We start from the raw sequence: 22,100 nt of genomic DNA, 5'->3' as shown, positions 1-22,100 counted from the left end.
CCGACCGGTCCGACCGGTCGGGCGGCGGCGTCTCAGGACTCGAAGGAGTGCTCGGCGTCGGGGAAGGCACCCGACTCGACGTCGGCGGCATACGCCCGAGCGGCGTCGAGCAGCGTGCCGCGCAGGTCGGCGTACTTCTTGACGAAGCGCGGGGCCTTGCCACTGCGCAGGCCCGCGAAGTCGCTCCACACGAGCACCTGGGCGTCGGTGCCGCTGCCGGCGCCGATGCCGATGGTCGGGATGCTCAGGACCTCGGTGACCCGCTCCGCGACGGGCGCCGGGACCATCTCGAGGACGACGGCGAAGGCGCCGGCGTCCTGCAGGGCTCGCGCCTCGTCGACGAGGGCGTCGGCGGCGTCGCCGCGACCCTGCACGCGGTAGCCGCCGAGCTGGTGCTCGCTCTGCGGCGTGAAGCCGACGTGCGCCATGACGGGGATGCCGGCGTCGGTGAGGGTCTTGACGAGCGGGACCATGGCCGTGCCGCCCTCGAGCTTGACGGCGTGGGCGAGCCCTTCCTTCATGAGCCGCACGGCACTCGCGAAGCCCTGCTCGACCGACCCGCCGTAGGAGCCGAACGGCAGGTCGGCGACGACGAGCGCCCGGCGGGCGGCCGTCGACACGGCGCGGACGAGCGGGATCATCTCGTCGAGCGTCACGGGCACGGTCGTCTCGTAGCCGTAGACGTTGTTGCCCGCCGAGTCGCCGACGAGCAGCACGGGGATCCCGGCCTCGTCGAAGATCTGGGCGGCATACATGTCGTATGCCGTGAGCATGGCCCAGCGGCGTCCCTCCGCCTTGAGGGCGTGCAGGTGGGGGATGCGCACCTTCCGTGGGGACGGAGCGGCGCTCGCGGCCGCGGAAGAATCCTGGGCACGGCTCCCGGAACCGTAGGGACTCTGCTCCTCGGGGGCGTCAGTGCTCATGGCCGGAGCATATCGGCGCCTCGAGGCATCGCCCCGGTGGCCGGTGGCCGGTTTCACGGATACCTCTGTGACAGATGGGCTTCTCTATCCGATACCGGGGTGGTCTGGGAAGGGTGGACGCCCGTCTCTTTACGAAGATTTTACGTTCTTTGCGACGAACTGCTTTGCAGCACAAGTTTTTTCGATTCCGCTGGCACTGAGCGCCAGATTGTCTGTTTTCTGTGTTCTTATACGCGAGGCGCCCGATATGCGGCGCCTCGTGACCAGGAGGACAGATCGTGAACAAGCGCCACTGGAGTGCTGTCTCGGGATTGGCCGTGGGGGCGCTCGTCGTCACCGGCCTCACCGCCCCGATGCAGGCTCAGGCAACCCCGGTTGCCAAGGCCCCGGCGAGCGGTGACCCCGCTGCGGCCCAGGCCTCTCGCCCCGACAACCTGCCGAACCCCCTTGCCGAGGCTCAGGCCGCGGAGACCAAGGCTGCCGTCACCAAGCTGCTCAAGGGCGAGGCGACGACCAAGACCATCAACGGCAACCGTGTCATCGAGGTCAAGACCACGGCCAAGAACGGCAAGGCGGGCAAGTCCAAGTACGTCAACTACCCGGTGAACCGCGAAGAGGACATCTTCACGATCCTCGTCGAGTTCGGCGACAAGGTGCATCCCTCGACCGGCGGCACCGCCGGCCCCCTGCACAACCAGATCGCGCAGCCCGACCGCAACTGGGACGGCAACAAGACCGACGACAACTCGACCTACTGGCTCTCCGACTTCAACCGCGAGCACTACCAGCAGATGATGTTCGGCGACGGCGAGTCGTTCCGCGACTTCTACCTCAAGCAGTCCAACGGCCGCTTCCTCGCCAAGGGCGACGTGTCCGACTGGGTCAAGGTCCCCTACAACGAGTCGCGCTACGGTTCGAACAAGTTCTCCGACTCGCAGGTCTACTGGCCTTTCATCGGCGACACGGCCACCGCCTGGTACGACGACCAGAAGGCCCAGGGCAAGTCGGACGCCGACATCAAGGCCTACCTCGCGCAGTTCGACAAGGTCGACCGCTACGACTACGACGGCGACGGCAACTTCAACGAGCCCGACGGCTACATCGACCACTTCCAGGCCATTCACGCGGGTGAGGGCGAGGAGGCCGGTGGCGGCGCACAGGGTGAGGACGCCATCTGGTCGCACCGCTGGTACGCGTACTCGACGAACGCCGGCAAGACGGGTCCTGAGAACAACAAGCTCGGCGGCGTCCAGCTGGGCAACTCGGGCATGTGGATCGGCGACTACACGACCGAGCCCGAGAACGGCGGTCTCGGCGTCTTCTCGCACGAGTTCGGCCACGACCTCGGCCTGCCCGACCTCTACGACACCGCGGGCGGCGACAACGGCACCGCCTTCTGGACCCTGATGAGTGGCGGCTCGTGGCTCAACCACGGCACCGACTCGATCGGCACGACGCCCGGCTACATGGGCCCGTGGGAGAAGCTGCAGCTCGGCTGGCTCGACCACAAGACCGTCCCGTTCGGTGAGAACACCTCGGTCAAGCTGAGCCAGGCCGACCTGGCCACGAAGACCGGCTCTGCCCAGGCCCTCGTCGTGCCGCTGCCCGAGCGCACCGTCAAGGCCGACCGCAACACACCCCACTCCGGCAAGGCCGAGTGGTGGAGCGGCTTCGGTGACAACCTCAACACGACGCTGACCCGCACGGTCGACCTGACGGGTGCCAAGACCTCGGCCTCCCTCAGCGCCTGGGTCCAGGGCAACCTCGAGAAGGACTACGACTACCTCTACGGCGAGGTGTCGACCGACAACGGCGCGACGTGGAAAGACGCAGGCGCGCCCGTCAACGGCAAGTTCGCGTGGGCCCAGAAGACGTGGGACCTGTCGGCCTACAAGGGTCAGAGCATCCAGTTCCGCTTCCGCGTCGCCACCGATGGTGGCGTGTCGAGCGAGGCCTTCGTCGACGACATCGCCGTCACCACCGACGGGGTCACGGGCCCGGTCGACGACGTCGAGGCCGGGGCCGGCTCGTGGGTCGCCAAGGGCTTCTCGATCATGGACGGCACCACCTCCAGGCAGGTCCAGGACTTCTACTTCGCCGAGAACCGCACCTACAGCGGTTACGACGCGACGCTGAAGACCGGCCCGTACAACTTCGGCTGGGGCAACACGAAGCCCGACTGGGTGGAGCGTTTCCCCTACCAGAACGGCATGCTCGTCTGGTTCGCCAACGGTGAGTACACCGACAACAACACGTCGGCTCACCCGGGTGCCGGCGAGGTGCTCCCGGTCGATGCCCGTCCGGCGCCGGTCATGCTCAACAACGCCGACGGCACCAAGACGATGATGGGCAACCGTCGCCAGCCGTTCGACGCCACCTTCGGTCAGGAGGCCACCGACGCGGTGACCTTCCACCGCAACGGCGTCCCGACGACGGTCCCGTCGTCGCCGGCGATCCCGACGTTCGACGACTCGGACGTCAACCGCTACTGGTCCTCGGCCAACCCGTGGGCGTCCACCAAGGTGGCCGGCTCGGGCACGACGATGACCGTGACGAAGACGCGTGACGGCGGCAACGAGCTCCAGGTCATGGTCAAGTTCAAGTGACTCCTCCGGTGACCGCGAGGTCATGAGTCCGAAGGGCCCCCGGGACGCGTCCCGGGGGCCCTTCGCGTGCCCGCCCGGCGGCATACGACAGGGCTCTCGTCCCAAAGATCGTGTCTCGCAACATCCGTGAAACAGCCATGCGGCAGGATCGACACATGAACCGTCAGGAAGAGTTCGTGCTGCGCACGATCGAAGAGCGAGACATCCGGTTCGTCCGTCTGTGGTTCACGGACGTCCTCGGAACCTTGAAGTCGGTTGCGGTCGCGCCGGCCGAGCTCGAGGGGGCCTTCGCCGAGGGCATCGGCTTCGACGGTTCGGCGATCGAGGGATTCGCTCGCGTCTACGAGGCCGACATGCTGGCCAAGCCCGACCCGTCGACGTTCCAGATCCTGCCCTGGCGCGGTGACCCGCCCGGCACGGCACGCATGTTCTGCGACCTCCAGCTGCCTGACGGCACACCGAGCTTCGCCGACCCGCGGCACGTGCTCCAGCGGGCCCTCGGCAAGGCCGCAGACCTCGGTTTCACCTTCTACACCCACCCCGAGATCGAGTTCTTCCTCCTCGAGCAGGGACGTGGTCCCGACGGTCGACCCGTCCCCGTCGACGACGCCGGCTACTTCGACCACGTGCCGCACGGCACCGGCCACGACTTCCGTCGCGCCGCCATCACGATGCTCGAGAACATGGGTATCTCGGTCGAGTTCAGCCACCACGAGGGGGCGCCCGGCCAGAACGAGATCGATCTTCGCTATGCCGACGCGCTCAGCACGGCCGACAACATCCAGACCTTCCGGACGGTCGTCAAGGAGGTCGCCCTGACGCAGGGGATCTACGCGACCTTCATGCCCAAGCCGTTCTCCGAGCACCCCGGGTCCGGGATGCACACGCACCTCTCGCTCTTCGAGGGCGACTCCAACGCCTTCTTCGAGGCCGGCGCGCCCTACCAGCTGAGCAAGGTGGGTCGGCAGTTCATCGCGGGCCTGCTGCGCCACGGCGCCGAGATCGCCGCCGTGACGAACCAGTGGGTCAACTCGTACAAGCGTCTCTGGGGCGGGGGAGAAGCCCCGGCCCACCTCACGTGGGGTCACAACAACCGCTCSGCGCTCGTSCGCGTGCCGATGCACAAGCCGAACAAGGGACAGTCGACGCGCGTCGAGGTCCGCTCGCTCGACGCGGCCTGCAACCCCTACCTCGCCTTCGCCGTCCTGCTCGGCGCCGGCCTCAAGGGCATCGAGGAGGGCTACGAGCTTCCGCCCGAGACCGAGGACGACGTCTGGAGCCTCACCGATTCCGAGCGCCGGGCCATGGGCATCAAGCCGTTGCCGTCCTCGCTCGGTCGGGCGCTCGAGGTCATGGAGGAGAGCGAGCTCGTCGCCGACGTCCTCGGCGAGCACGTCTTCGACTTCTTCCTGCGCAACAAGCGCCAGGAGTGGCTCGACTACCGTCACGAGGTCAGCCGCTTCGAGCTCGACCGCTACCTGCCGCGGCTCTGACCGGACCCGTCCCTCCTGGGACCGACGACCACCGAGCGATTCGACACCGATGTCATCACGCACCAGCACGACCGAGGGGGCCCTCGCCCGGCTCGGGTTCGCCGACCCCGACCGCGCGGTCGGGCTCATCGACGACCGCGCGCTGCTGCCGATCCGCGCGGCTGTCGAGGACGGCCAGCTCGACCCCCTGGCCGCCGTCATGGGTGACACCGCGGACCCCGACCAGTGCCTGCTCGGGCTGGTGCGGGTCGCGGAGTCCCTCGCCCGTCTCGGGGACCCGCCCGACTGGGGCATCTCCGCTTTCGCGGCCGAGCTCGCGGCCCCGGGCGTCGGGCGCGAGCGTGTCCTCGGGGTGCTCGGTGCCTCGACGGCCCTCGTCGACGAGCTGGTCCGGCACCCCGAGCACTGGGTCGACGCCTCGCGTGCCGAGCGACGCCCGGGTGAGCAGGTGCGCAGCGACCTCGTGCGCGCGGTGACCGACGAGCGGGGGGAGCTCACGCCGCTCGACGCCCTGCGCATCGCGTACCGCCGGGGGCTGTTGCGGATCGCCGCCCTCGACGTCACGGCCTCAGACCCGCTCGCCGAGATGCCCGCCGTCGGCGAGGCCCTCGCCGAGCTGGCCGAGGCGGCCCTCGAGGCTGCCCTCGTCATCGCACGGGAGGAGTACGGCGCGGGCCACGAGGTATGCCGTCTCGCCGTCATCGGGATGGGCAAGACGGGCGGTGGTGAGCTCAACTACGTCAGCGACGTCGACGTCATCTTCGTCGCCGAGCCGGCCGAGGGCGCCGACGAGGACCTCGCGCTGCGAGTCGGCACTGCGCTCGCGACGGCCGTCATGCGCGCGTGCTCGACCCCCACGCCCGAGGGCAGCCTGTGGCCCGTCGACGCCGCACTGCGCCCCGAGGGCAAGCAGGGGCCGCTCGTGCGGAGCATCAGCAGCCACAAGGCGTACTACGAGCGCTGGGCCAAGACGTGGGAGTTCCAGGCGCTGCTCAAGGCCTGGGTCTCGGCGGGGGACAAGGAGATCGGGCTGCGCTACAAGGCGGAGATCTCACCGATGGTGTGGGAGGCGGCCGGGCGGGACAAGTTCGTCGAGGACGTCCAGGCGATGCGCCGCCGGGTCGAGCAGCACGTGCCCGCCAACGAGGCGGCGCGCCAGCTCAAGCTCGGGCCCGGGGGTCTGCGCGACGTCGAGTTCAGCGTCCAGCTGCTCCAGCTCGTGCACGGCCGCACCGACCCGAGCCTGCGGTCCGCGACGACCCTCGAGGCGCTGGCGGCGCTGGCCCGCGGAGGCTACGTCGGCCGCGACGACGCCGCCATCCTCGACCGCGCCTACCGCCACCTGCGCTGCCTCGAGCACCGCATCCAGCTCCATCGCCTCCGGCGCACGCACCTCATGCCGGTGACCGAGGCAGACCTGCGCCGGCTGGGTCGTGCCATGGGACACCGGACGCACCCGGAGCGGGCGGTCGTGGCCGACCGTCAGGCCTCGGCCCGCGAGGTGCGCCGGCTCCACGAACGACTCTTCTACCGGCCGCTGCTCGCTGCCGCCGCGAAGCTCAGCCCGACCGAGGCACGTCTGAGCCCCGAGGCGGCCCGACAGCGCCTCCTCGCCCTCGGCTTCCGCGACCCGGCAGGCGCCCTGCGCCACATCGAGGCGCTGACGACGGGCGTCAGCCGTCGCGCGGCGATCCAGCGCACGCTGCTCCCGGTCATGCTCGGCTGGTTCGCCGACGAGGCCGACCCCGACGCCGGGCTGCTGTCCTTCCGCCGGGTCTCCGACGAGCTCGGCTCGACGCACTGGTACCTCAAGATGCTCCGTGACGAGGGCCGCGCCGCCGACCGCCTCGCGCACTGCCTGGCGCGCAGCCGGTATGCCGCGGACCTGCTCGTGCGCTCGCCCGAGAGCGTCTCGATCCTCGGGGACGACAACGGCCTGACGCCGCGCACGCGTGAGGCGATCACGGCGACGATGCAGTCCGCGGCCGGACGGCGCGACTCGGCCGCCGACGCGGTGGGCGCGGTGCGCGCCATCCGCCGCCACGAGCTGCTCCGCATCGTCATGGGTGACCTCGTCGGCGTCATCGACCTTCCCGGCGTCGGGGTGGCCCTGACCGACCTCACCGGTTCGACGATCCAGGTCGCCCTCGAGGCGTCCATCCGTGAGGTCGAGCGGCGCGAGGGTGAGCCCGTCGGCGGCGACATCCTCGTCGTGGCGATGGGCAGCCTCGGCGGGCGGGAGCTCGGCTACGCCAGCGACGCCGACGTCATGTTCGTGCACCAGCCGCACCCCGGGTCGTCGGAGAAGGACGTCCAGGCTCGCGCGACGATGGTCGTGCAGGAGCTGCGCAAGCTCCTCTCCGGCTCGGGTCCCGACCCGGGGCTCGGGCTCGACGCCGACCTGCGCCCCGAGGGCAAGGGCGGACCGCTCGTGCGCAGCGTCGACTCGTTCCGCACGTACTACGAGCGCTGGGCGCTCACGTGGGAGTTCCAGGCGCTGCTGCGGGCCACCCCGATCGCCGGCCCGTCGTCCCTCGCCGACGCCTTCCTCGAGCTCATCGACCCGCTGCGCTGGCCGGAGGGCGGCATCAGCGACAGCCAGGTGCGTGACATCCGGACCCTCAAGGCGAGGGTCGAGAGCGAACGCCTGCCGCGCGGGGCCGACCCGCGCACCCACATCAAGCTGGGCCGTGGTGGCCTCACGGACGTCGAGTGGGTCGTCCAGCTGCACCAGCTCGAGCACGCCCACGCGCACCCGGCGCTGCGGGTCACCGGCACCATGGCGGGGCTGGCGGCGCTCGAGTCCGAGGGGTTCGTCGCGACCGACGACGTCAAGGCGCTGCGCGAGGCCTGGCGTCTCGGAGCACTGATGCGCAACGCGGGCGTCCTGTGGCGGGGGAGACCCATCGACAGCGTCCCGTCGGACCTGCGTGACCTCGACGGGATCGGCCGGATCATGGGTCGGTCAGCGGGCGAGGGAGCGGCGCTCGCCGAGCTGTGGCGCCGGGTCGCGCGACGCTCCAGGCACGCCACTGATTTCAACTTTTACGACACCCCACCTCGGGGTAGCGTCGTCACGTGAATCCGAGCCAGGGGCAGGGCGAGAGCGCGCCGACGTACGCCGCCGTCCTCCGCGTTCCGCGGTACCTGCCGGTGTTCCTGGCCAACGCCCTGTCGATGTGGGGCGACTACATCGCGCGCGTCACGATCGCTGCCGTCGTCTACGAGCGCACCAAGTCGCCGCTCGCGACCGCCACGACGCTCGCGGTCAGCCTCGTGCCCACCTTCTTCGGGCGCAGCCTCATCGGACCGGTCGTCGACCGGTTCCCCTACAAGTGGGTCCTCATCTGGTCGCACCTGCTGCGGGCCGCGTGCGTGCTGGGTCTCATGTGGCTCGTCCTTCAGGGGGCGAACTACTGGCTCATGTTCCTCGTGCTCTTCGGGCTCGAGCTCGTCGGCGGGGCGTCGACCGCCTCCTACATGGTGCTCGTGACAGACCTCTTCGAGGACCGGCATCTCTACGCGCGGGCCGTGGGACTGGGGGCGATGTCCGAGCAGTTCAACCAGGCGATCGGACTGGCCCTCGGCGGCGGCCTCATCGTGCTCGTCGGTCCCCAGACGGGGCTGCTCTTCGACCTGCTGACGTTCGTCGCCGCGGCACTCGTGACCCTCTTCGTCGTCGAGCTGCGGCCCGTGTCGGGCGAGCGGGGCCGTGGTCTGCGTGGCTTCACGCGCGACCTGACGACCGCCGCGGGCGACCTGGCCAGGCACCCGGTCCTCGCACGACTCGTGACGCTGAGCGCCGTCGCCTGCCTCGGTATCGTCGCGCCCGAGGCACTGGCCCTGCCGATCGCCGGCCAGAACGGTTGGGGTGGTGTCCTCATGGCCTCCCCGATCGTGGGGGCCGTCGTCGGCATCGTCCTCATCGGGCGGCGCGACGTGCACCAGCAGAACCGTTCCATCGTGCCGCTGGCCCTGGCCATGCCGATCCCGCTCCTGCTGATCGCCGTCGAGCCACCGATCTGGCTCGTCGCGGCCCTGTTCTTCGTGTCCGGGATGATGCAGGCCTTCATGGTGCCCCTGCAGGCGACGTTCGCCCTCGTGACCGAGCCGGCCCTGCGGGGTCGCATCTTCAGCCTGGCCGGGTCGGTCTCGATCGCGGCCGCGGGCCTGTCCTACCTCGCGGCCGGCTGGGTCGGACAGCACTCGAGCGCCTACCTCGCCGTCACCATCTGTGCCGGCGTGTGTCTGGCCCTCGTCGCCCTCATCGCCGCGACGTGGCCCCACAGCCGGGTCCGCTCGGCCGTCGACTCCGCCTACGCGACGACGTCCTCCCGCGCCGCCTGAGCGACGCGAGAGGACGTCAGCACCGGAGCAGGTCCGGCGAGCTGCCCGCAAACGCGGGCCATCGCGTCAGCGCATGCCGTTGGCGGCGAGCAGTGCCCGCCACGTCGACGGGTAGGCGATGCCCGTGGCCCCGAGTCCGTGCGTGGTCTGCCACGTCTTGAGGCGACTCGTCGTCACGGAGGCGAAGGTCCCGGTCGCCGGTGACACTCCGATGGCATTCTGCAGCGTGGTCACGGCAGGTCCCGACATGCCGGGACGCAGGACCATGCCCGAGCGCGGGACGAGCTGTTTGAGCAGGGTGCTCGCTCCGGCCGGAGCCTTGACGACGGGGTAGCTGGTGCAGCGCTTCGGGTTGGGGGCTGCCTGACCCTCGGACCAGTTGAGGTCGGCAGGGCGGCAGGGGCCCCAGTCGACCGGGGCGACCGTCTTGGTCCAGAAGGAGGTTCGACCGTTCGCGCCCTCCCACGAGAGGCTGAGGTGGATGTGGTTGCGGTGACAAGCGGTGTCGTACGCCGAGGAGGGCGTGTCGGCGCAGGTGCTGTACGGGCGCCATCCCTCCGCCGGGCGGTAGGAGCTCCACATCTTGTCGTTCCAGATGATGTACATGACGCCGAGGCGTCGCGCGTTGGCGTAGCGGTTGCCGGCCTTGTCGTAGGCGAGCAGCCACGTCAGCACGGCACTGGCCTCGGCGCGCTCGGTGGCGTTGCGCACGTTGAAGAAGGTGTCGATGGCGCGTCCGTCGAAGTGTTCCGAGGAGGGCGTCGTCGCCGACGTGCAGGTGCGCGAGAGGCCGTACGTGTTGCCGTAGGTCACCTGGATCAGCTTGGCGAGCTTCGCGGAGCCGGTCCGGGTGCGCAGGTCGCAGCCGGTCGGGGGGACGTAGGGCGACAGGCCCTCGATCGCGACCGGGAGGCCGGCCGGGGTCGGGGGCACCGCGACGGCGCCGCCGCCGGCCGTGGCCGACGGGGCCACGGTGGACACGATGGCGAGCGACGCGACGGCTGCCACGAGCAGACCGAGCGCCCGCAGGCGTCGAGGAAGGACGGGGTGTTTCATGGTGGGTCTCCGAGACGGGGATCGGTGGGATCCACCCGGGCCGAGGCAGGGTGGCAGGGCGCGAGGGGTGTTGGGTTGTGATCCCGTGCGCGTGGAGAGAGGCCGTCAGGGAACCTGCGAACGCGGGTGTGACAATTTAACCCATTTGTCCGATTACTACCGAGTCAACGCGAATAGTCGCTGACGCAACACGCCGTGTCGATCACGAGACGTACGTCCGTCTTGCGATATCAAGCGCCGGCTGAGGTCGCCGGCTGAGGTCGCCGGTCGAGGTCGCCCGGGCGGGTCGGACGGGGCCGGAGTCCGAGGGCGGGTCCTATCGTCCGGGGTGGGTCTCCGTGCGTGCGCGTCGCCGGCGCCCACGCAGGTCGAGGGCGCTGGCGAGCAGCGCGACTGCGACGAGAGCGGCAGCGACGCGGAGTGCGGTCGACGCGTCGAGCGCGCCGCCGGCGCCGGCGTCCGCGTAGAAGACGGCCCCGACGAGGGCGATCCCGGCTGCGGTGCCGATGCGCTGCCCGGTCTGGAGGAGCCCTCCTGCGGTGCCGGCTCGATCGACCGGGACCCGGGCGACCGTGAGCGTGATGTTGGGGGAGATGACCAGACCGCTGCCGAGGCCCGCGACGAGCAGGGGGCCGGCGAGCCACCAGCCGAGCGAGGTGTCGTGGACTGCACTGGTGACGACGTCCACCGCGACGAGACCCACGAGCACCACGGTGAGCCCACCGGTCACGAGCGAGCGCCCGAATCGGCTGACGAGGCGCCCGCCGATCGCGGAGGTCACGGCCGACCCGGCGGCGAAGGGGGTGACGGCCAGCCCCGCGAGCAGGGGAGAGTAGCCCAGCTGCTGCTGGAAGAAGATCGTCAGCACGAAGAAGATGCCGGTGAAGCCACCGAAGTAGATGCTGCCGACCGCTGCACCAGAGGCGTAGCCGGGCACGTGGAAGAGGGCCAGGTCGACGAGAGGGCTCTGGCCGCGCCGGGTGTACGTGCGCTCCCACCAGAGGAAGGCGGCGAGGAGGGCCGCGCCGACGAGGGCCACCCACCACGGGACGCCCGCGCCGCCACGCCCCGTCTCGACGACGGGCAGCAGGACGCCGAGCACGCCGGCGCCGAGCAGCACGACGCCGAGCGGGTCGGCGTCGACATGCCGCTGGGGGTCGCGAGGCGGGGGATCGGGCAGCCAGCGCATGGCGAGCAGCACCGCTGCCACGGCGATCGGCAGGTTGACGAAGAAGATCCACCGCCAGCCGCTCTGCTCGCCCAGACCGTCGAGGATGACCCCGCCGACGACGGGACCCACGGCCGTCGAGATGCCGATGGTCGCGCCGAGCAGGCCGAAGGCGCGGCCACGCTCGTCGCCACGGAACAGCTGCTGGATCAGGCCCGAGACCTGCGGGTTGAGGATGCCGCCGGCCGCACCCTGGACCAGCCTGAAGACGATGAGCAGGGTGCTGTTCGGGGCGATCCCGCAGGCGAGGCTCGCGAGCCCGAAGAGGACGACGCCGACGACGAACACGGTGCGCCGGCCGAGGACGTCACCGAGGCGTCCTGCGGGGACGAGCGTCAGGCCGAACGCGAGGGCGTAGCCCGAGACGACCCACTGCAGGTCGCTGGGCGTGGCGTGCACCCCGGACTGGATCGAGGGGAGGGCGACGTTGACGATGCTGACGTCGAGGAGGGTCATGAAGCCGGCCACGAGGCACACCCACAGGGCCTTCCAGCGCCGCGGGTCGGGCTCGGTGGCCGGTGCGCGCCCGCTGGCCCCGGGTGCCGCCTCAGGGCCGGTCTCGTGCGTGGCGACGCGGGCCTCGACGTCGTCGTTCACGAGCCGAGGATCCCCGTCGTCGCCTCGTCGCGGCGGCCTTCGAAGAAGTGATCGAGCACGCGAGCGAAGGGCGCGGCGTCCTCCGGGTCGCGGGCCGCCAGCTCGAAAAGAGTCATCGACGAGCGCAGCTTCGTCGCGTCGACAGGACCCAGCACGCGCACGGGGTCGTCGGTGTCGAGGGCATCGAGCGCGTCCGCGCACTCGCGCAGCCGAGGTCCGAGGATCGGGTGGCGCAGGTAGGCGCGCGCCTCGCGAAGACCCGACACGGCATACGTCCGGGCGGTCTCGCTCCTGCCGAGCCCGCTGACCTGGGGAAGGACGAACCACATCCAGTGACCGCGTTTGGTGCCGGCCCGCAGCTCGGTCAGGGCGCTGGCGTAGGTGCCGCCCGCATCCTGGGCGCGGACGAAGCGCTCGAGGTCGGGAGAGTCGTCGGTCATGTACTGGGTCGTACCCGTGAGGCCCACCCGAGACGACACCCTGTCCAGGGTCTGACCGCGACGCGTACGCCCGGCGCGGGCTCCGTGTCGCCCGGCCTGCGCGCCTAGGGTGGTGACATGCCGGTGCTGGGCACGAAGCTGCACGTCCCGAGGGCCCGTCGGCCCCTCGTTCCGCGCCGACGCCTGACCGACCGGCTCGACCTGCCCGGGGCATCACTCCCCAGGCTCGTGCTCGTATGTGCGCCAGCCGGATTCGGCAAGACCACCCTCATGGCCCAGTGGCTCGCCCAGCAGGACGTTGATGGTCCGGACGGGTCTGGGGGTGGCTTCGCCGGGAGGGTCGCCTGGCTCTCCCTCGACGGCGGCGACGACGACCCGTTCCGGTTCCTGGCCCACCTCGGCGCGGCTCTCGCTGCCGCGTCGTCCGGCGACGTGACCTCCACACCGTCGGCGCCGGAGGATCCGGGCCATGTCGGGACGGACGACGAGCCGCTGATCGAGATCGTCGCCGCCCTGTCCGACACCGCCCGGACCGTGATCGTGCTCGACGACTACCACGTCATCACCGACCCGGACGTGCACGCTCTGGTGACGTCGCTCGTCGACCGGCTGCCGCACCGGGCCACCCTGGCCATCACCACGCGCGCCGACCCTCCACTGCGGCTGTCGCGGCTGCGCGCCCGCGGCGAGGTCCTCGAGCTGCGTGCTGCTGACCTCCGCTTCACGCCCGAGGAGGCGCGGGACTTCTTCCATGACGTCATGGGGCTCGACCTCCAGCGACGGCACGTCACCCGGCTCGAGGCGCGGACCGAGGGATGGGCGGCCGGCCTGCAGCTCGCGGCCCTCTCGGCCCGGGGACGCACCGACCCCGAGGACATGGACGCCTTCGTCGACGCCTTCAGCGGCAGCCACCGGCTGGTCCTCGACTACCTCGTCGAGGAGGTGCTGGCCGGGCTGCCCGACGACTTGCGCTCCTTCCTGCTCGACACGGCGGTGCTCGACGCCCTCACCGCGCCGTTGTGCGATGCGCTGACCGGGCGTGAGGACGGCCAGCGTTCGCTCGAGCTGCTCGAACGCGGCAACGTCTTCGTCGTGCCGCTCGACGACCACCGGCAGTGGTACCGCTACCACCACCTGTTCGCCGACACCCTGCGCGCGGGTCTCGCCACCGAGCGACCCGGCGAGACCGCAGGGCAGCACCGGACGGCCAGTACGTGGTACGCCGGCCAGGGGCTCGTGGCCGACGCCATCCGGCACGCGATCGCAGGCGGCGACGCCGAGCAGGCCGCGGAGCTGCTGGAGCTGGCACTGCCGGAGCTGCGCCGGCGCCGCCAGGACCGGACCCTGCTGCAGTGGCTCACGGCGCTTCCCGACGACGTCGTCGGTCGTCGACCCCTGCTCGCGACCGCCCGGGCGTGGTCGCGGCTGTCCGTCGGTGACCTCGACGGCGTCGAGGCCTGGCTCGATGCTGCCGAGGCCGGCCAGGGTGGCCGGGCTGGCGAGGATGCTGGCCACGGTCGGGAACCGATCCCGGCCTCAGCCCTCGCCGAGGCCGCGCGGGCCCGCGACGAGGAGCGCAGGAGCGTACCGGCGACGATCGAGATCTACCGGGCCTCGGTCGCCCAGGCCCGCGGCGACGTCGCGGGCACGGTCGCGCACGCGCGGCGGGCGCTCGAGCTGGCGGGCGATCGCGACCACCTCGCCCGAGCCGGAGCCTCCGGCTTCCTCGGCCTCGCAGCGTGGGCGGCCGGTGACCTCGTCACCGCCGTCCACACCTTCAACGACGCGCGGCGCAGCCTCGCTGCGGCTGGAGCGCTGGCCGACGAGCTCGGCGCCGTCATCGTGCTCGGCGCCATGTGGGTGGCGAGAGGTCGTCCTGACGAGGCGCGTCGGCTCTACGAGGACGCGCTCGAGACCGCGGCGCGACACCTCGGTCGGCTGCCGGCGACGGTGGGTGACGTGCACGTCGGCCTGGCCGAGGTGCTTCGCGAGCACGGTGAGCTCGACGCGGCGCAGCACCACCTCGAGGTCGCGCGTGACCTCGGCGAGAGGGCATCCCTGCCCGAGAACCGGCACCGGTGGTTCACGACGATGGCCGGTCTGCTCCGGGCGCGCGGGGACCTCGACGGCGCGATGGAGATGCTGCAGCAGGCCGAACCGCTCTACGTGGCCGGCTTCTTCCCCGACGTGCGTCCCATCGCCGCCGAGATCGCGCGCCTCCGGGTCGCCCAGGGCCGACTGCCGGAGGCCGAGAGCTGGGTCCGTGCCTGCGGCGTCACCTGCGTGGACGAGCCCTCCTACCTCGCGGAGTTCGACCAGCTCACGCTCGCCCGACTGCTCGTCGCGCAGGCCCGCGCCGCCCAGCCGAGCTCGGCCGGCCCGGGCGTCGAAGCCGACTCGAGGCGGGGTGCGGGCGGGGGTGCTGTCGATGTGGCGACGCGCGTGCTCGCCGCGGGCGAGCTGGCACGACGCGACGGCACGGTCGTCGAGGCGCTCCTCGTCCGTGCGCTCGCCCACCACGTGTCCGGTGACCTCGACCGCGCCGTGGCGGACCTCGACCGCGCCGTGAGTCGTGGTGTCCCTGTCGGCTACGTCCGGCTCTTCCTCGACGAAGGCCCGGCGCTGCAGGAGCTGCTCCGGTCCATCCAGGCTGCTGGGGTCGATGCGTCGCCCGCGGTGCTCGACCTGGTCCACCTGGCCGCGTCGGCGGCCGACGGTGACACGAATGCTCCCGCGCAGCCGGACTCCGGCCTCCGGCCGGGCCTCCATCCGGGGCTCCACTCGGGGCTCAGCAGCCGCGAGCTCGAGGTGCTACGCCTGCTCGCCACCGATCTCAGCGGTCCCGAGATCGCGGCGCGACTGTTCGTCTCGGTCAACACGCTGCGCACGCACACCAAGCACATCTTCACCAAGCTCGACGTCTCCACGCGCCGGGCGGCGGTCTCCCGGGCGCACGCGTCCGGCCTGCTCTAGGTCACCACCCCGGTCACCCGATCAGGTGATGTGGGCTCACCCTCGGCGTCCCTAGCGTCGTGGACATCGCCGGACACGCCGTCCGGCCCCACTCACCGGGAGCCCGACATGACCATCACGACCACCAGCCTCACCCGTGCCGCCGGCGGTGCCGCCGCGGTCGCCGGACTCCTCTTCATCGGGGTCCAGGTCAACCACCCAGCCATGGACGTGTCCTCCGTCGGGAGCACCGAGTGGGTCCTGCGCAACACCGCGAAGGTGGTCCTCAGCGCCCTCGCGCTCGGCGGCGTCACCGGGATGTACCTGCGCCAGGTGCGGCAGACGGGCTGGCTCGGCCTCGTCGGCTGGGTCCTCTCAGCGGTCGGCTTCCTCGTCATGGGCAGCGTCGCGTTCGTGGCGGCATACGTCCTGCCGACCCTGGCGGACACGGCGCCCCGCTACGTGGACGACGTGCTCGTCGCCGCGAGTGGAGGGCACCCCGTCGGCGACATCGGGCTCATGCAGGGCGTGTTCCTCGTTTCGGCCGTCGCGTACGTCGGCGGAGGGGTGACCCTCGGCGTCGCCCTGTTCCGGGCACGGGTCCTGGCTCGCTGGGCGGCCGCCCTGCTCGCCGTCGGCTGCGGCGCCACCGTGCTGCTGTCCGTCCTGCCCCACTCGTTCGAGCGGCCGATGGCCGTCCCGACCGGGGTCGCCCTCATCGGCCTCGGAGTCTCCCTGTGGCGCAACGCGACCCAGACATCCGCCGCCACCACGTCTGCCGATGCGAGCTCGTCCGACGCAGCCGTGCCCGCCGTTGCCAGCGCCGTCCGATGACCGACGACGTGGTGGGCCGGCGCCGGATCGCCCGGCGCCGGCCCGGCCGACGGGCGAGGTCCGCCGGCTGGGGCGGTCCGGTGGCGATGATCGGCCTGTCGGCCGTCCCGCTCGCGGCCGGTGCCCTGCGGCTGGCCCAGCTCGGGGGCGTCGCCCAGGTCGTCCCGGCGGACCGCCGCTTCGCCGACGCGCCGGCCCCGCTCGTCCTCCACGTCGTGGGGGCCGCCGTCTACGCCGTCGTCGGGGCTCTCCAGGTCGTGCCCGGCCTCCGGCGCCGGCACCCCGCCTGGCACTGCCGCGCCGGTCGCGTCGTCACCGGCGTGGGCGTGCTCGTTGCCGGGTCGGCGTTGTGGATGACCCTGCTGTATGCCGCGAAGCCGGGCACGGGCGACCTGCTGTACGTCCTCAGGCTGGCCTTCGGGTCGGCCATGGTCGCGTGCCTGGTCCTCGGGATCACGGCCATCCGCCGCGGCGACGTGCCGCATCACCGAGCCTGGATGATCCGCGCGTACGCCATCGCGCTCGCCGCCGGGACGCAGATGTTCACCGAGGGCATCGGTGGCGCCCTGTTCGGCACCGGTGGGGCGAAGGGCGACCTCGCCAAGGCCGCCGGGTGGGTCATCAACCTCGCCGTGGCCGAGTGGGTCATCCGCCGCACGGCGCCCGCCCCCACCACCCGACGGGGCGGACGTCCGTCCGTCGCGGCCACGGGTCTGTCGTCGTGACCGACCGGACCGTCGTCTACGAGATCCGGGTCGAGGGGCACCTCGACGGCCACTGGTCGGGGTGGCTCGGCGGCCTGGCGATCACCTGTCACGACGACGGGACGACGACCCTCTGCGGTCCTGTCCTCGACCATTCCCGGCTGCACGCCGTCCTGGCCCGGCTGGGCGACCTCGACGTCACCCTGCTGTCCCTGTGCGCCCTGGGTCACGAGCCGGGGAGCATCGACCGCCGGTGATGCGGGCGACCTGAGCACGGGAAACCCGGGTCCCCGTAGGGACCCGCGTTCCGAGAGTGCCTCTCCCACAGGGCGATCGGCGGGTGCTGCCGGGACGGCTCAGATGTCGACGTACATCTCGAGCTCGTGCGGGTGCGGACGGAAGCGGACCGGTCCACCTCGTTCTTGCGCTTGTGCTCGACCCAGGCCTCGACGAGGTCCTGCGTGTAGACGTCGCCCTCGCCGTCAGGCGGCCGGACGTTCGTTCTTCGCGTGTCTCGTCGCGGGTGCCACCTGCGCAGCAGGACCGCCGCGATGCATGAACCAGGCTGCGACCACGACCGATACGCACAGAGCGGTGATGTCGGTCAGCATGATCGCGAGGAACTTCCAACGGTCGTCGACACCGAGCGGGGCGAGCAGCCACGGCATCGCCCAGCGCAGCATCATCACCAAGAACGCTGCGACTGCTGGAACGTCTCCCCTGGTCCGCAAGGCGGACGCGAACCACACCCAGATCAACGGCAGGAAGAGAACGCGGTACTGGTCGTGCGAAACCGGGAGCAGGAGCACCGCACCCATCACGATGTGCCAGAGGGAGAGCGCGGACTCAGCAGGTCTGCGGAGGACGAGGACGAGGGCAGCAATCACGAGCGCGGCGAGCGCGACGTCGGTCGCTCGCGCGAGGTCGGTCGACACGACGATCGGGATGAAGTTGCCCCGGTCGGTGAACAGTTCAGTCCCCACGCCCCACGCGGACCAGACGATGAACTTCTGGTCGCTCATGGCGTGGGTGCGCTCGATCCACCGCACGACCTCACCGGGGCCGGTGACGAGCGCCACCAGCAGGGCACAACCGGTGAGCAGCCCGAGGTAGCCAAGCAGCGATCTGGCTCGGCCTCTGGCGCCGGCACGCAGGAGCCACATCACGAAGACCACGGGCCAGGTCTTGACGAGCGCCGCCAGCGCCAACACGGCTCCGGACAGTCCCGGTCGTCCGCGTCGGTAGAGGAGCAATGCGACAGCCGTCACGGCGAGGACAATCGTGTCCGTCTGGCCGAGAGCGAGCTCGACCCCGAGGCCTGAGTCCCCGAGGGCAGTCAGGACGCCGACCAGCGCCACCAGCGGACGCTCCCACGACGACAACGTCGGAGCCAGCGCCCAGACGGTCGCTGCCACGGCGACGAGACAGGCGACGATGCCCAGGACAGTCCACCAGGCGAAGGCGTCCGGAGACCATGCGAGAGGGCGGAGGAACCACGCGACGAGAGGCGAGTAGACGTAGAAGGGGCCCTCGTAGACGCTGCCCCCAGACACGGCGTCCCGTGCCGCGTCAAGAAAGTAGCCCAGATCCGTCCCGACGACGGTGAGGTCCACGGCGCGGAAGCGAACGACGGAGAGCGAGATGGTGACAAGAGAGACCAGTACCCACATCGCCGAGACGAGCTGCCTTGCTGGAATCGACGGGTGGGGGAGGGGGCGAGGCACCGTTGTCCTGCCGAAGCCCCCGACCATGGCGTCCTCTCGATGCAGGTGCGGCTGGGCTGGCCCCGCCGAAGCAGTCGTAGGGGACGTGAGCCCAGCCTGTGCTGTCGCATCAGCACGTTCAAGCGCGATCCTATGGGCTTGCTGGGCGTGGGCGCCCTGATGAGCCGTGATGAGCCGTGATGAGCTTCGAGTCGGCCACCACCACCGGAGGTCTCGGGGCACGTGGCGGGTTCGGAGGCGCGTCCCACGACATGCGGAGAGGCCTCCGCGAGAGCCACGTCGGGCACCACGAAGGCCTCTCCACACACGCCGGGCGTGTGAGGTCACTCAGATGTCGAAGTACATCTCGAACTCGTGCGGGTGCGGACGGAAGCGGATCGGGTCCACCTCGTTCTTGCGCTTGTACTCGACCCAGGCCTCGATGAGGTCCTGCGTGAACACGTCGCCCTCGAGGAGGTAGTCGTGGTCGGCCTCGAGCGCGTCGAGCACCTCGGGGAGCGAGCCGGGCACCTGCTGGATCGCGGCGTGCTCCTCGGGCGGCAGCTCGTAGAGGTCCTTGTCGACCGGCTCCGGCGGCTCGATGCGGTTCTTGATGCCGTCGAGGCCGGCCATGAGCTGGGCGGCGAAGCAGAGGTACGGGTTCGCCGACGGGTCGGGAACGCGGAACTCGATGCGCTTGGCCTTCGGCGACGTCCCCGTGATCGGGATGCGGACGCAGGCCGAGCGGTTGCGGGCGGAGTAGACGAGGTTGACCGGGGCCTCGTAGCCGGGGACCAGGCGGTGGTACGAGTTCACCGTCGGGTTCGTGAAGGCGAGCAGCGACGGGGCGTGCTTGAGCAGGCCGCCGATGTACCAGCGCGCGAGGTCGGACAGACCGCCGTAGCCACGCTCGTCGTAGAAGAGGGGCTCGCCGTCCTTCCAGAGCGACTGGTGCGTGTGCATGCCAGAGCCGTTGTCACCGAAGAGCGGCTTCGGCATGAAGGTCGCGGTGTGGCCCTGCTTCCACGCGGAGTTCTTGACGACGTACTTGAACTTCATGAGGTCGTCGCCGGAGTGGAGCAGCGTGTTGAAGCGGTAGTTGATCTCCATCTGGCCCGCGGTGCCGACCTCGTGGTGGCTGCGCTCGACGTTGAGACCGACCTCCTTGAGGTCGAGGCAGATCTTGTCACGGAAGTCGGCGAAGTGGTCGACGGGGGAGACGGGGAAGTAGCCACCCTTGTAGCGGGTCTTGTAGCCCTTGTTGCCGCCCTCCTCGACACGACCGGTGTTCCACGCGGCCTCGATGGAGTCGAGGTAGTAGTACGACGCGTTCTGCTTGGTCTCGAAGCGGACGTCGTCGAAGATGTAGAACTCGGCCTCGGCACCGAAGTAGGCGGTGTCGGCGATGCCGGTGGACTTGAGGTACTCCTCGGCCTTGCTCGCGATGTTGCGCGGGTCGCGGCTGTAGCGCTCGTCCGTGAAGGGGTCGAGGATCGAGAAGTTCATGACCAGCGTCTTCTCGGCGCGGTACGGGTCGATGAAGGCCGTGGCGGGGTCGGGCACGAGCTTCATGTCGGACTCGTGGATCGCCTGGAAGCCGCGGATCGAGGACCCGTCGAACATCTGACCAACGGTGAAGAAGTCCTCGTCGACCGACTCAGCCGGCACGTTGAAGTGCTGCATGACACCGGGCAGATCGCAGAACCGAATGTCGACGAACTTGACGTCCTCGTCCTTGATGAACGTGAGGACCTCGTCAGCTGAGCTGAACATCCAACCTCCTGATGTGGGGCGAGGTCGTCGCCCGGTCCTGGGCTCCGCGGAGCGGCAGGGATCGAGGGACGGCCTCGTGCTGTCGGTGTCGACACTATCGACTGCCGATTTCTCGGCAATGACCCTCATGTTTCACGGGTGTTACGGATGGACAGGCCCGGGCAAAGAGCCCGAGCCGTGTCTCGTTACGCTGGACCCGTGGTGGACCGCAAGGATTTCGGCTCGTGGCTCGAGGGCCCGCGGGCGCGTACGAACGCCGAGGGGCAGTACCGAGGTCGCGACCTCGGCCTGCCGCCGAGTGGACCCGGCTCGGTGGCCGGCTTCGGCATCCGGTTCGCGGGCGTGCTCGTCGACTGGACCATCGCCTCGTTGATCGCCCGGGGCCTCTTCGGCGTGCCGCTGCCGTTCTCGCAGCCGCCGGCGTCCGGGGCCCAGGGTTTCGTCGTGCTCGCCGTGTTCGGCGTCGTGCACCTCGTGCTCGTCGGCACAGTGGGCTTCACGATCGGTCACCGGATCATGGGCCTGCAGGTGCGCTCGCTGGTCGGCGACCGCGTCCTGCCGCTCCAGGCGATCGCCCGCACCGTCCTGCTGTGCCTCTTCCTGCCCGCCGTGGTCTGGGACCGCGACGGCCGGGGACTGCGGGCCGGTACCCCTGCACCCGGCCCTTCCGCATGCTGCTGGGTCATGCCGCCGTGGCGGCCGGGATCACTTGCCGCGCAGGGCCTTCCGGTCCATGCGGGCGCGCATGGGGTCGACGCCGGGCGGGAGCGGAGCGCGCAGGCCACCGAGGGCCTTGAGGCGCTTGTTGACGAGCGCCATCTCGTCCTTGGTGATCTGCGGCTTGAGGCGCTGGACCTTGCTCGCGAGCTTGGGCAGCGGGACCTCGTTCTCGCCCGAGCCGACGCGCATCGTCGTGACGGGGACACCGGGGGCGACCCGCTCGACACGCTTCTTCTCGGTGGCGAGCAGCTTCTGGACGCGGCTCGTGGGGCCCTCGCCGACGAGGACGACGCCGGGGCGGCCCAGCGCGCGGTAGACCATGGCGGCGGAGTTGATGTCGCCGGGACGCGCCACGTCGGCGGCGACGGGCTCACGGTCGGTGTACCAACCGCGACGGATCGAGGTGAGCGCCGCGCCGGCGGCACCGGCCTGGCCCTCGATCTGGCTGTAGGCGGCCCGCTYGGCCCGGCGGCTCATGATGATCGTCGCGGCGAGGACGCCGAAGAGCACCCCGAAGATGCCGAAGATCCACGGCAGCTTGACGAGGAAGCCGATGACGAGCAGCACCCCGAAGACGACGAGGAACGACAGCAGCATGAACCAGCCGATGAGCGGGTCAGCCTGCTTGGAGACCCGGTAGACGTCACGGATCTGGGACAGTCGTCCCTGCTTCTTCTCCTGGGGCGCGCTGCTCGCGTCGCCGTCCTTGTTGCGTGCCATGGTG

The 22,100-nt window shown here is 70.6% G+C and carries 15 protein-coding genes and 1 pseudogene; 9 read left to right on the top strand and 7 right to left on the bottom strand.

Annotated elements, in window-relative coordinates; translation table 11 throughout:
- Window positions 1-32: 32 nt before the first annotated feature.
- Window positions 33-923, bottom strand: a complete 891-nt coding sequence (gene panB, locus AB4Y83_RS21190; protein ID WP_442275861.1) for a 3-methyl-2-oxobutanoate hydroxymethyltransferase — start codon at window positions 921-923, stop codon at window positions 33-35.
- A 278-nt stretch (window positions 924-1,201) separates the two neighbouring features.
- On the opposite strand from panB, the gene AB4Y83_RS21185 reads away from it, so the two are divergent.
- The 4 genes from AB4Y83_RS21185 (at window position 1,202) to AB4Y83_RS21170 (ending at window position 9,369) form a co-directional block, all read left to right on the top strand.
- Window positions 1,202-3,529: an immune inhibitor A domain-containing protein gene (locus AB4Y83_RS21185; protein ID WP_442298079.1), complete on the top strand. Its 2,328-nt coding sequence runs from the start codon at window positions 1,202-1,204 to the stop codon at window positions 3,527-3,529.
- Window positions 3,530-3,684: 155 nt separating this feature from the next.
- Entirely contained in the window at window positions 3,685-5,022 is a 1,338-nt protein-coding gene (gene glnA / locus AB4Y83_RS21180; protein WP_056758289.1) for a type I glutamate--ammonia ligase, read from the top strand.
- Window positions 5,023-5,071: 49 nt separating this feature from the next.
- The gene (locus AB4Y83_RS21175) at window positions 5,072-8,104 is read left to right on the top strand and encodes a bifunctional [glutamine synthetase] adenylyltransferase/[glutamine synthetase]-adenylyl-L-tyrosine phosphorylase (RefSeq protein WP_442298078.1); all 3,033 of its coding nucleotides are present in this window, start codon (window positions 5,072-5,074) and stop codon (window positions 8,102-8,104) included.
- Window positions 8,101-9,369 (top strand): MFS transporter, encoded by a 1,269-nt coding sequence (locus AB4Y83_RS21170; protein ID WP_442275864.1) that lies wholly within the window; start codon window positions 8,101-8,103, stop codon window positions 9,367-9,369. The genes AB4Y83_RS21175 and AB4Y83_RS21170 overlap by 4 nt, the downstream gene beginning before the upstream one ends.
- A gap of 66 nt (window positions 9,370-9,435) precedes the next feature.
- On the opposite strand, the gene AB4Y83_RS21165 is transcribed toward AB4Y83_RS21170, so the two are convergent.
- The 3 genes from AB4Y83_RS21165 to AB4Y83_RS21155 form a co-directional block, all read right to left on the bottom strand.
- Window positions 9,436-10,425: a peptidoglycan-binding domain-containing protein gene (locus AB4Y83_RS21165; protein ID WP_442298077.1), complete on the bottom strand. Its 990-nt coding sequence runs from the start codon at window positions 10,423-10,425 to the stop codon at window positions 9,436-9,438.
- Window positions 10,426-10,741: 316 nt separating this feature from the next.
- Window positions 10,742-12,250: an MFS transporter gene (locus AB4Y83_RS21160; protein ID WP_442298076.1), complete on the bottom strand. Its 1,509-nt coding sequence runs from the start codon at window positions 12,248-12,250 to the stop codon at window positions 10,742-10,744.
- Entirely contained in the window at window positions 12,247-12,690 is a 444-nt protein-coding gene (locus AB4Y83_RS21155) for a DUF1810 domain-containing protein (protein WP_442275867.1), read from the bottom strand. The genes AB4Y83_RS21160 and AB4Y83_RS21155 overlap by 4 nt, the downstream gene beginning before the upstream one ends.
- Before the next feature lie 117 nt (window positions 12,691-12,807).
- Here AB4Y83_RS21155 and AB4Y83_RS21150 point away from each other — a divergent pair, with 117 nt between their 5' ends.
- The 4 genes from AB4Y83_RS21150 to AB4Y83_RS21135 all read left to right on the top strand — a co-directional run bounded on the left by AB4Y83_RS21150 (window position 12,808) and on the right by AB4Y83_RS21135 (window position 17,437).
- Window positions 12,808-15,663 carry a LuxR C-terminal-related transcriptional regulator gene (locus tag AB4Y83_RS21150; protein ID WP_442298075.1) on the top strand — a complete coding sequence of 952 codons (2,856 nt, stop codon included), beginning with the start codon at window positions 12,808-12,810 and terminating at the stop codon, window positions 15,661-15,663.
- A 108-nt stretch (window positions 15,664-15,771) separates the two neighbouring features.
- Window positions 15,772-16,476, top strand: coding sequence for a hypothetical protein (locus AB4Y83_RS21145; protein WP_442298074.1), 705 nt, complete (start codon window positions 15,772-15,774; stop codon window positions 16,474-16,476).
- On the top strand, window positions 16,473-17,201 hold the full coding sequence (locus tag AB4Y83_RS21140) for a DUF2306 domain-containing protein (protein WP_442298073.1): 729 nt from the start codon (window positions 16,473-16,475) through the stop codon (window positions 17,199-17,201). Before AB4Y83_RS21145 ends, AB4Y83_RS21140 begins: the two co-directional genes overlap by 4 nt.
- Entirely contained in the window at window positions 17,198-17,437 is a 240-nt protein-coding gene (locus AB4Y83_RS21135; protein ID WP_442275871.1) for a hypothetical protein, read from the top strand. Before AB4Y83_RS21140 ends, AB4Y83_RS21135 begins: the two co-directional genes overlap by 4 nt.
- Before the next feature lie 225 nt (window positions 17,438-17,662).
- On the opposite strand, the gene AB4Y83_RS21130 is transcribed toward AB4Y83_RS21135, so the two are convergent.
- Both AB4Y83_RS21130 and glnA (AB4Y83_RS21125) read right to left on the bottom strand, forming a co-directional pair.
- Window positions 17,663-18,793, bottom strand: a complete 1,131-nt coding sequence (locus AB4Y83_RS21130) for a glycosyltransferase family 87 protein (RefSeq protein WP_442298072.1) — start codon at window positions 18,791-18,793, stop codon at window positions 17,663-17,665.
- Window positions 18,794-19,231: 438 nt separating this feature from the next.
- On the bottom strand, window positions 19,232-20,656 hold the full coding sequence (glnA, locus tag AB4Y83_RS21125) for a type I glutamate--ammonia ligase (RefSeq protein ID WP_020145414.1): 1,425 nt from the start codon (window positions 20,654-20,656) through the stop codon (window positions 19,232-19,234).
- 147 nt (window positions 20,657-20,803) lie between these two features.
- Between glnA (AB4Y83_RS21125) and AB4Y83_RS21120 the strand changes: the two are divergent.
- Window positions 20,804-21,244, top strand: a pseudogene (locus AB4Y83_RS21120) (RDD family protein); the annotation flags it as partial.
- Window positions 21,245-21,361: 117 nt separating this feature from the next.
- Here the strand turns inward: AB4Y83_RS21120 and AB4Y83_RS21115 are convergent.
- Window positions 21,362-22,096 (bottom strand): DUF4191 domain-containing protein, encoded by a 735-nt coding sequence (locus AB4Y83_RS21115; protein ID WP_442298071.1) that lies wholly within the window; start codon window positions 22,094-22,096, stop codon window positions 21,362-21,364.
- Window positions 22,097-22,100 lie beyond the last annotated feature (4 nt).

It is taken from the genome of Terrabacter sp. RAF57 (genome assembly GCF_052113925.1).
Classification (GTDB): domain Bacteria; phylum Actinomycetota; class Actinomycetes; order Actinomycetales; family Dermatophilaceae; genus Terrabacter.
This window is presented reverse-complemented; position numbering and strand designations above follow the sequence as displayed.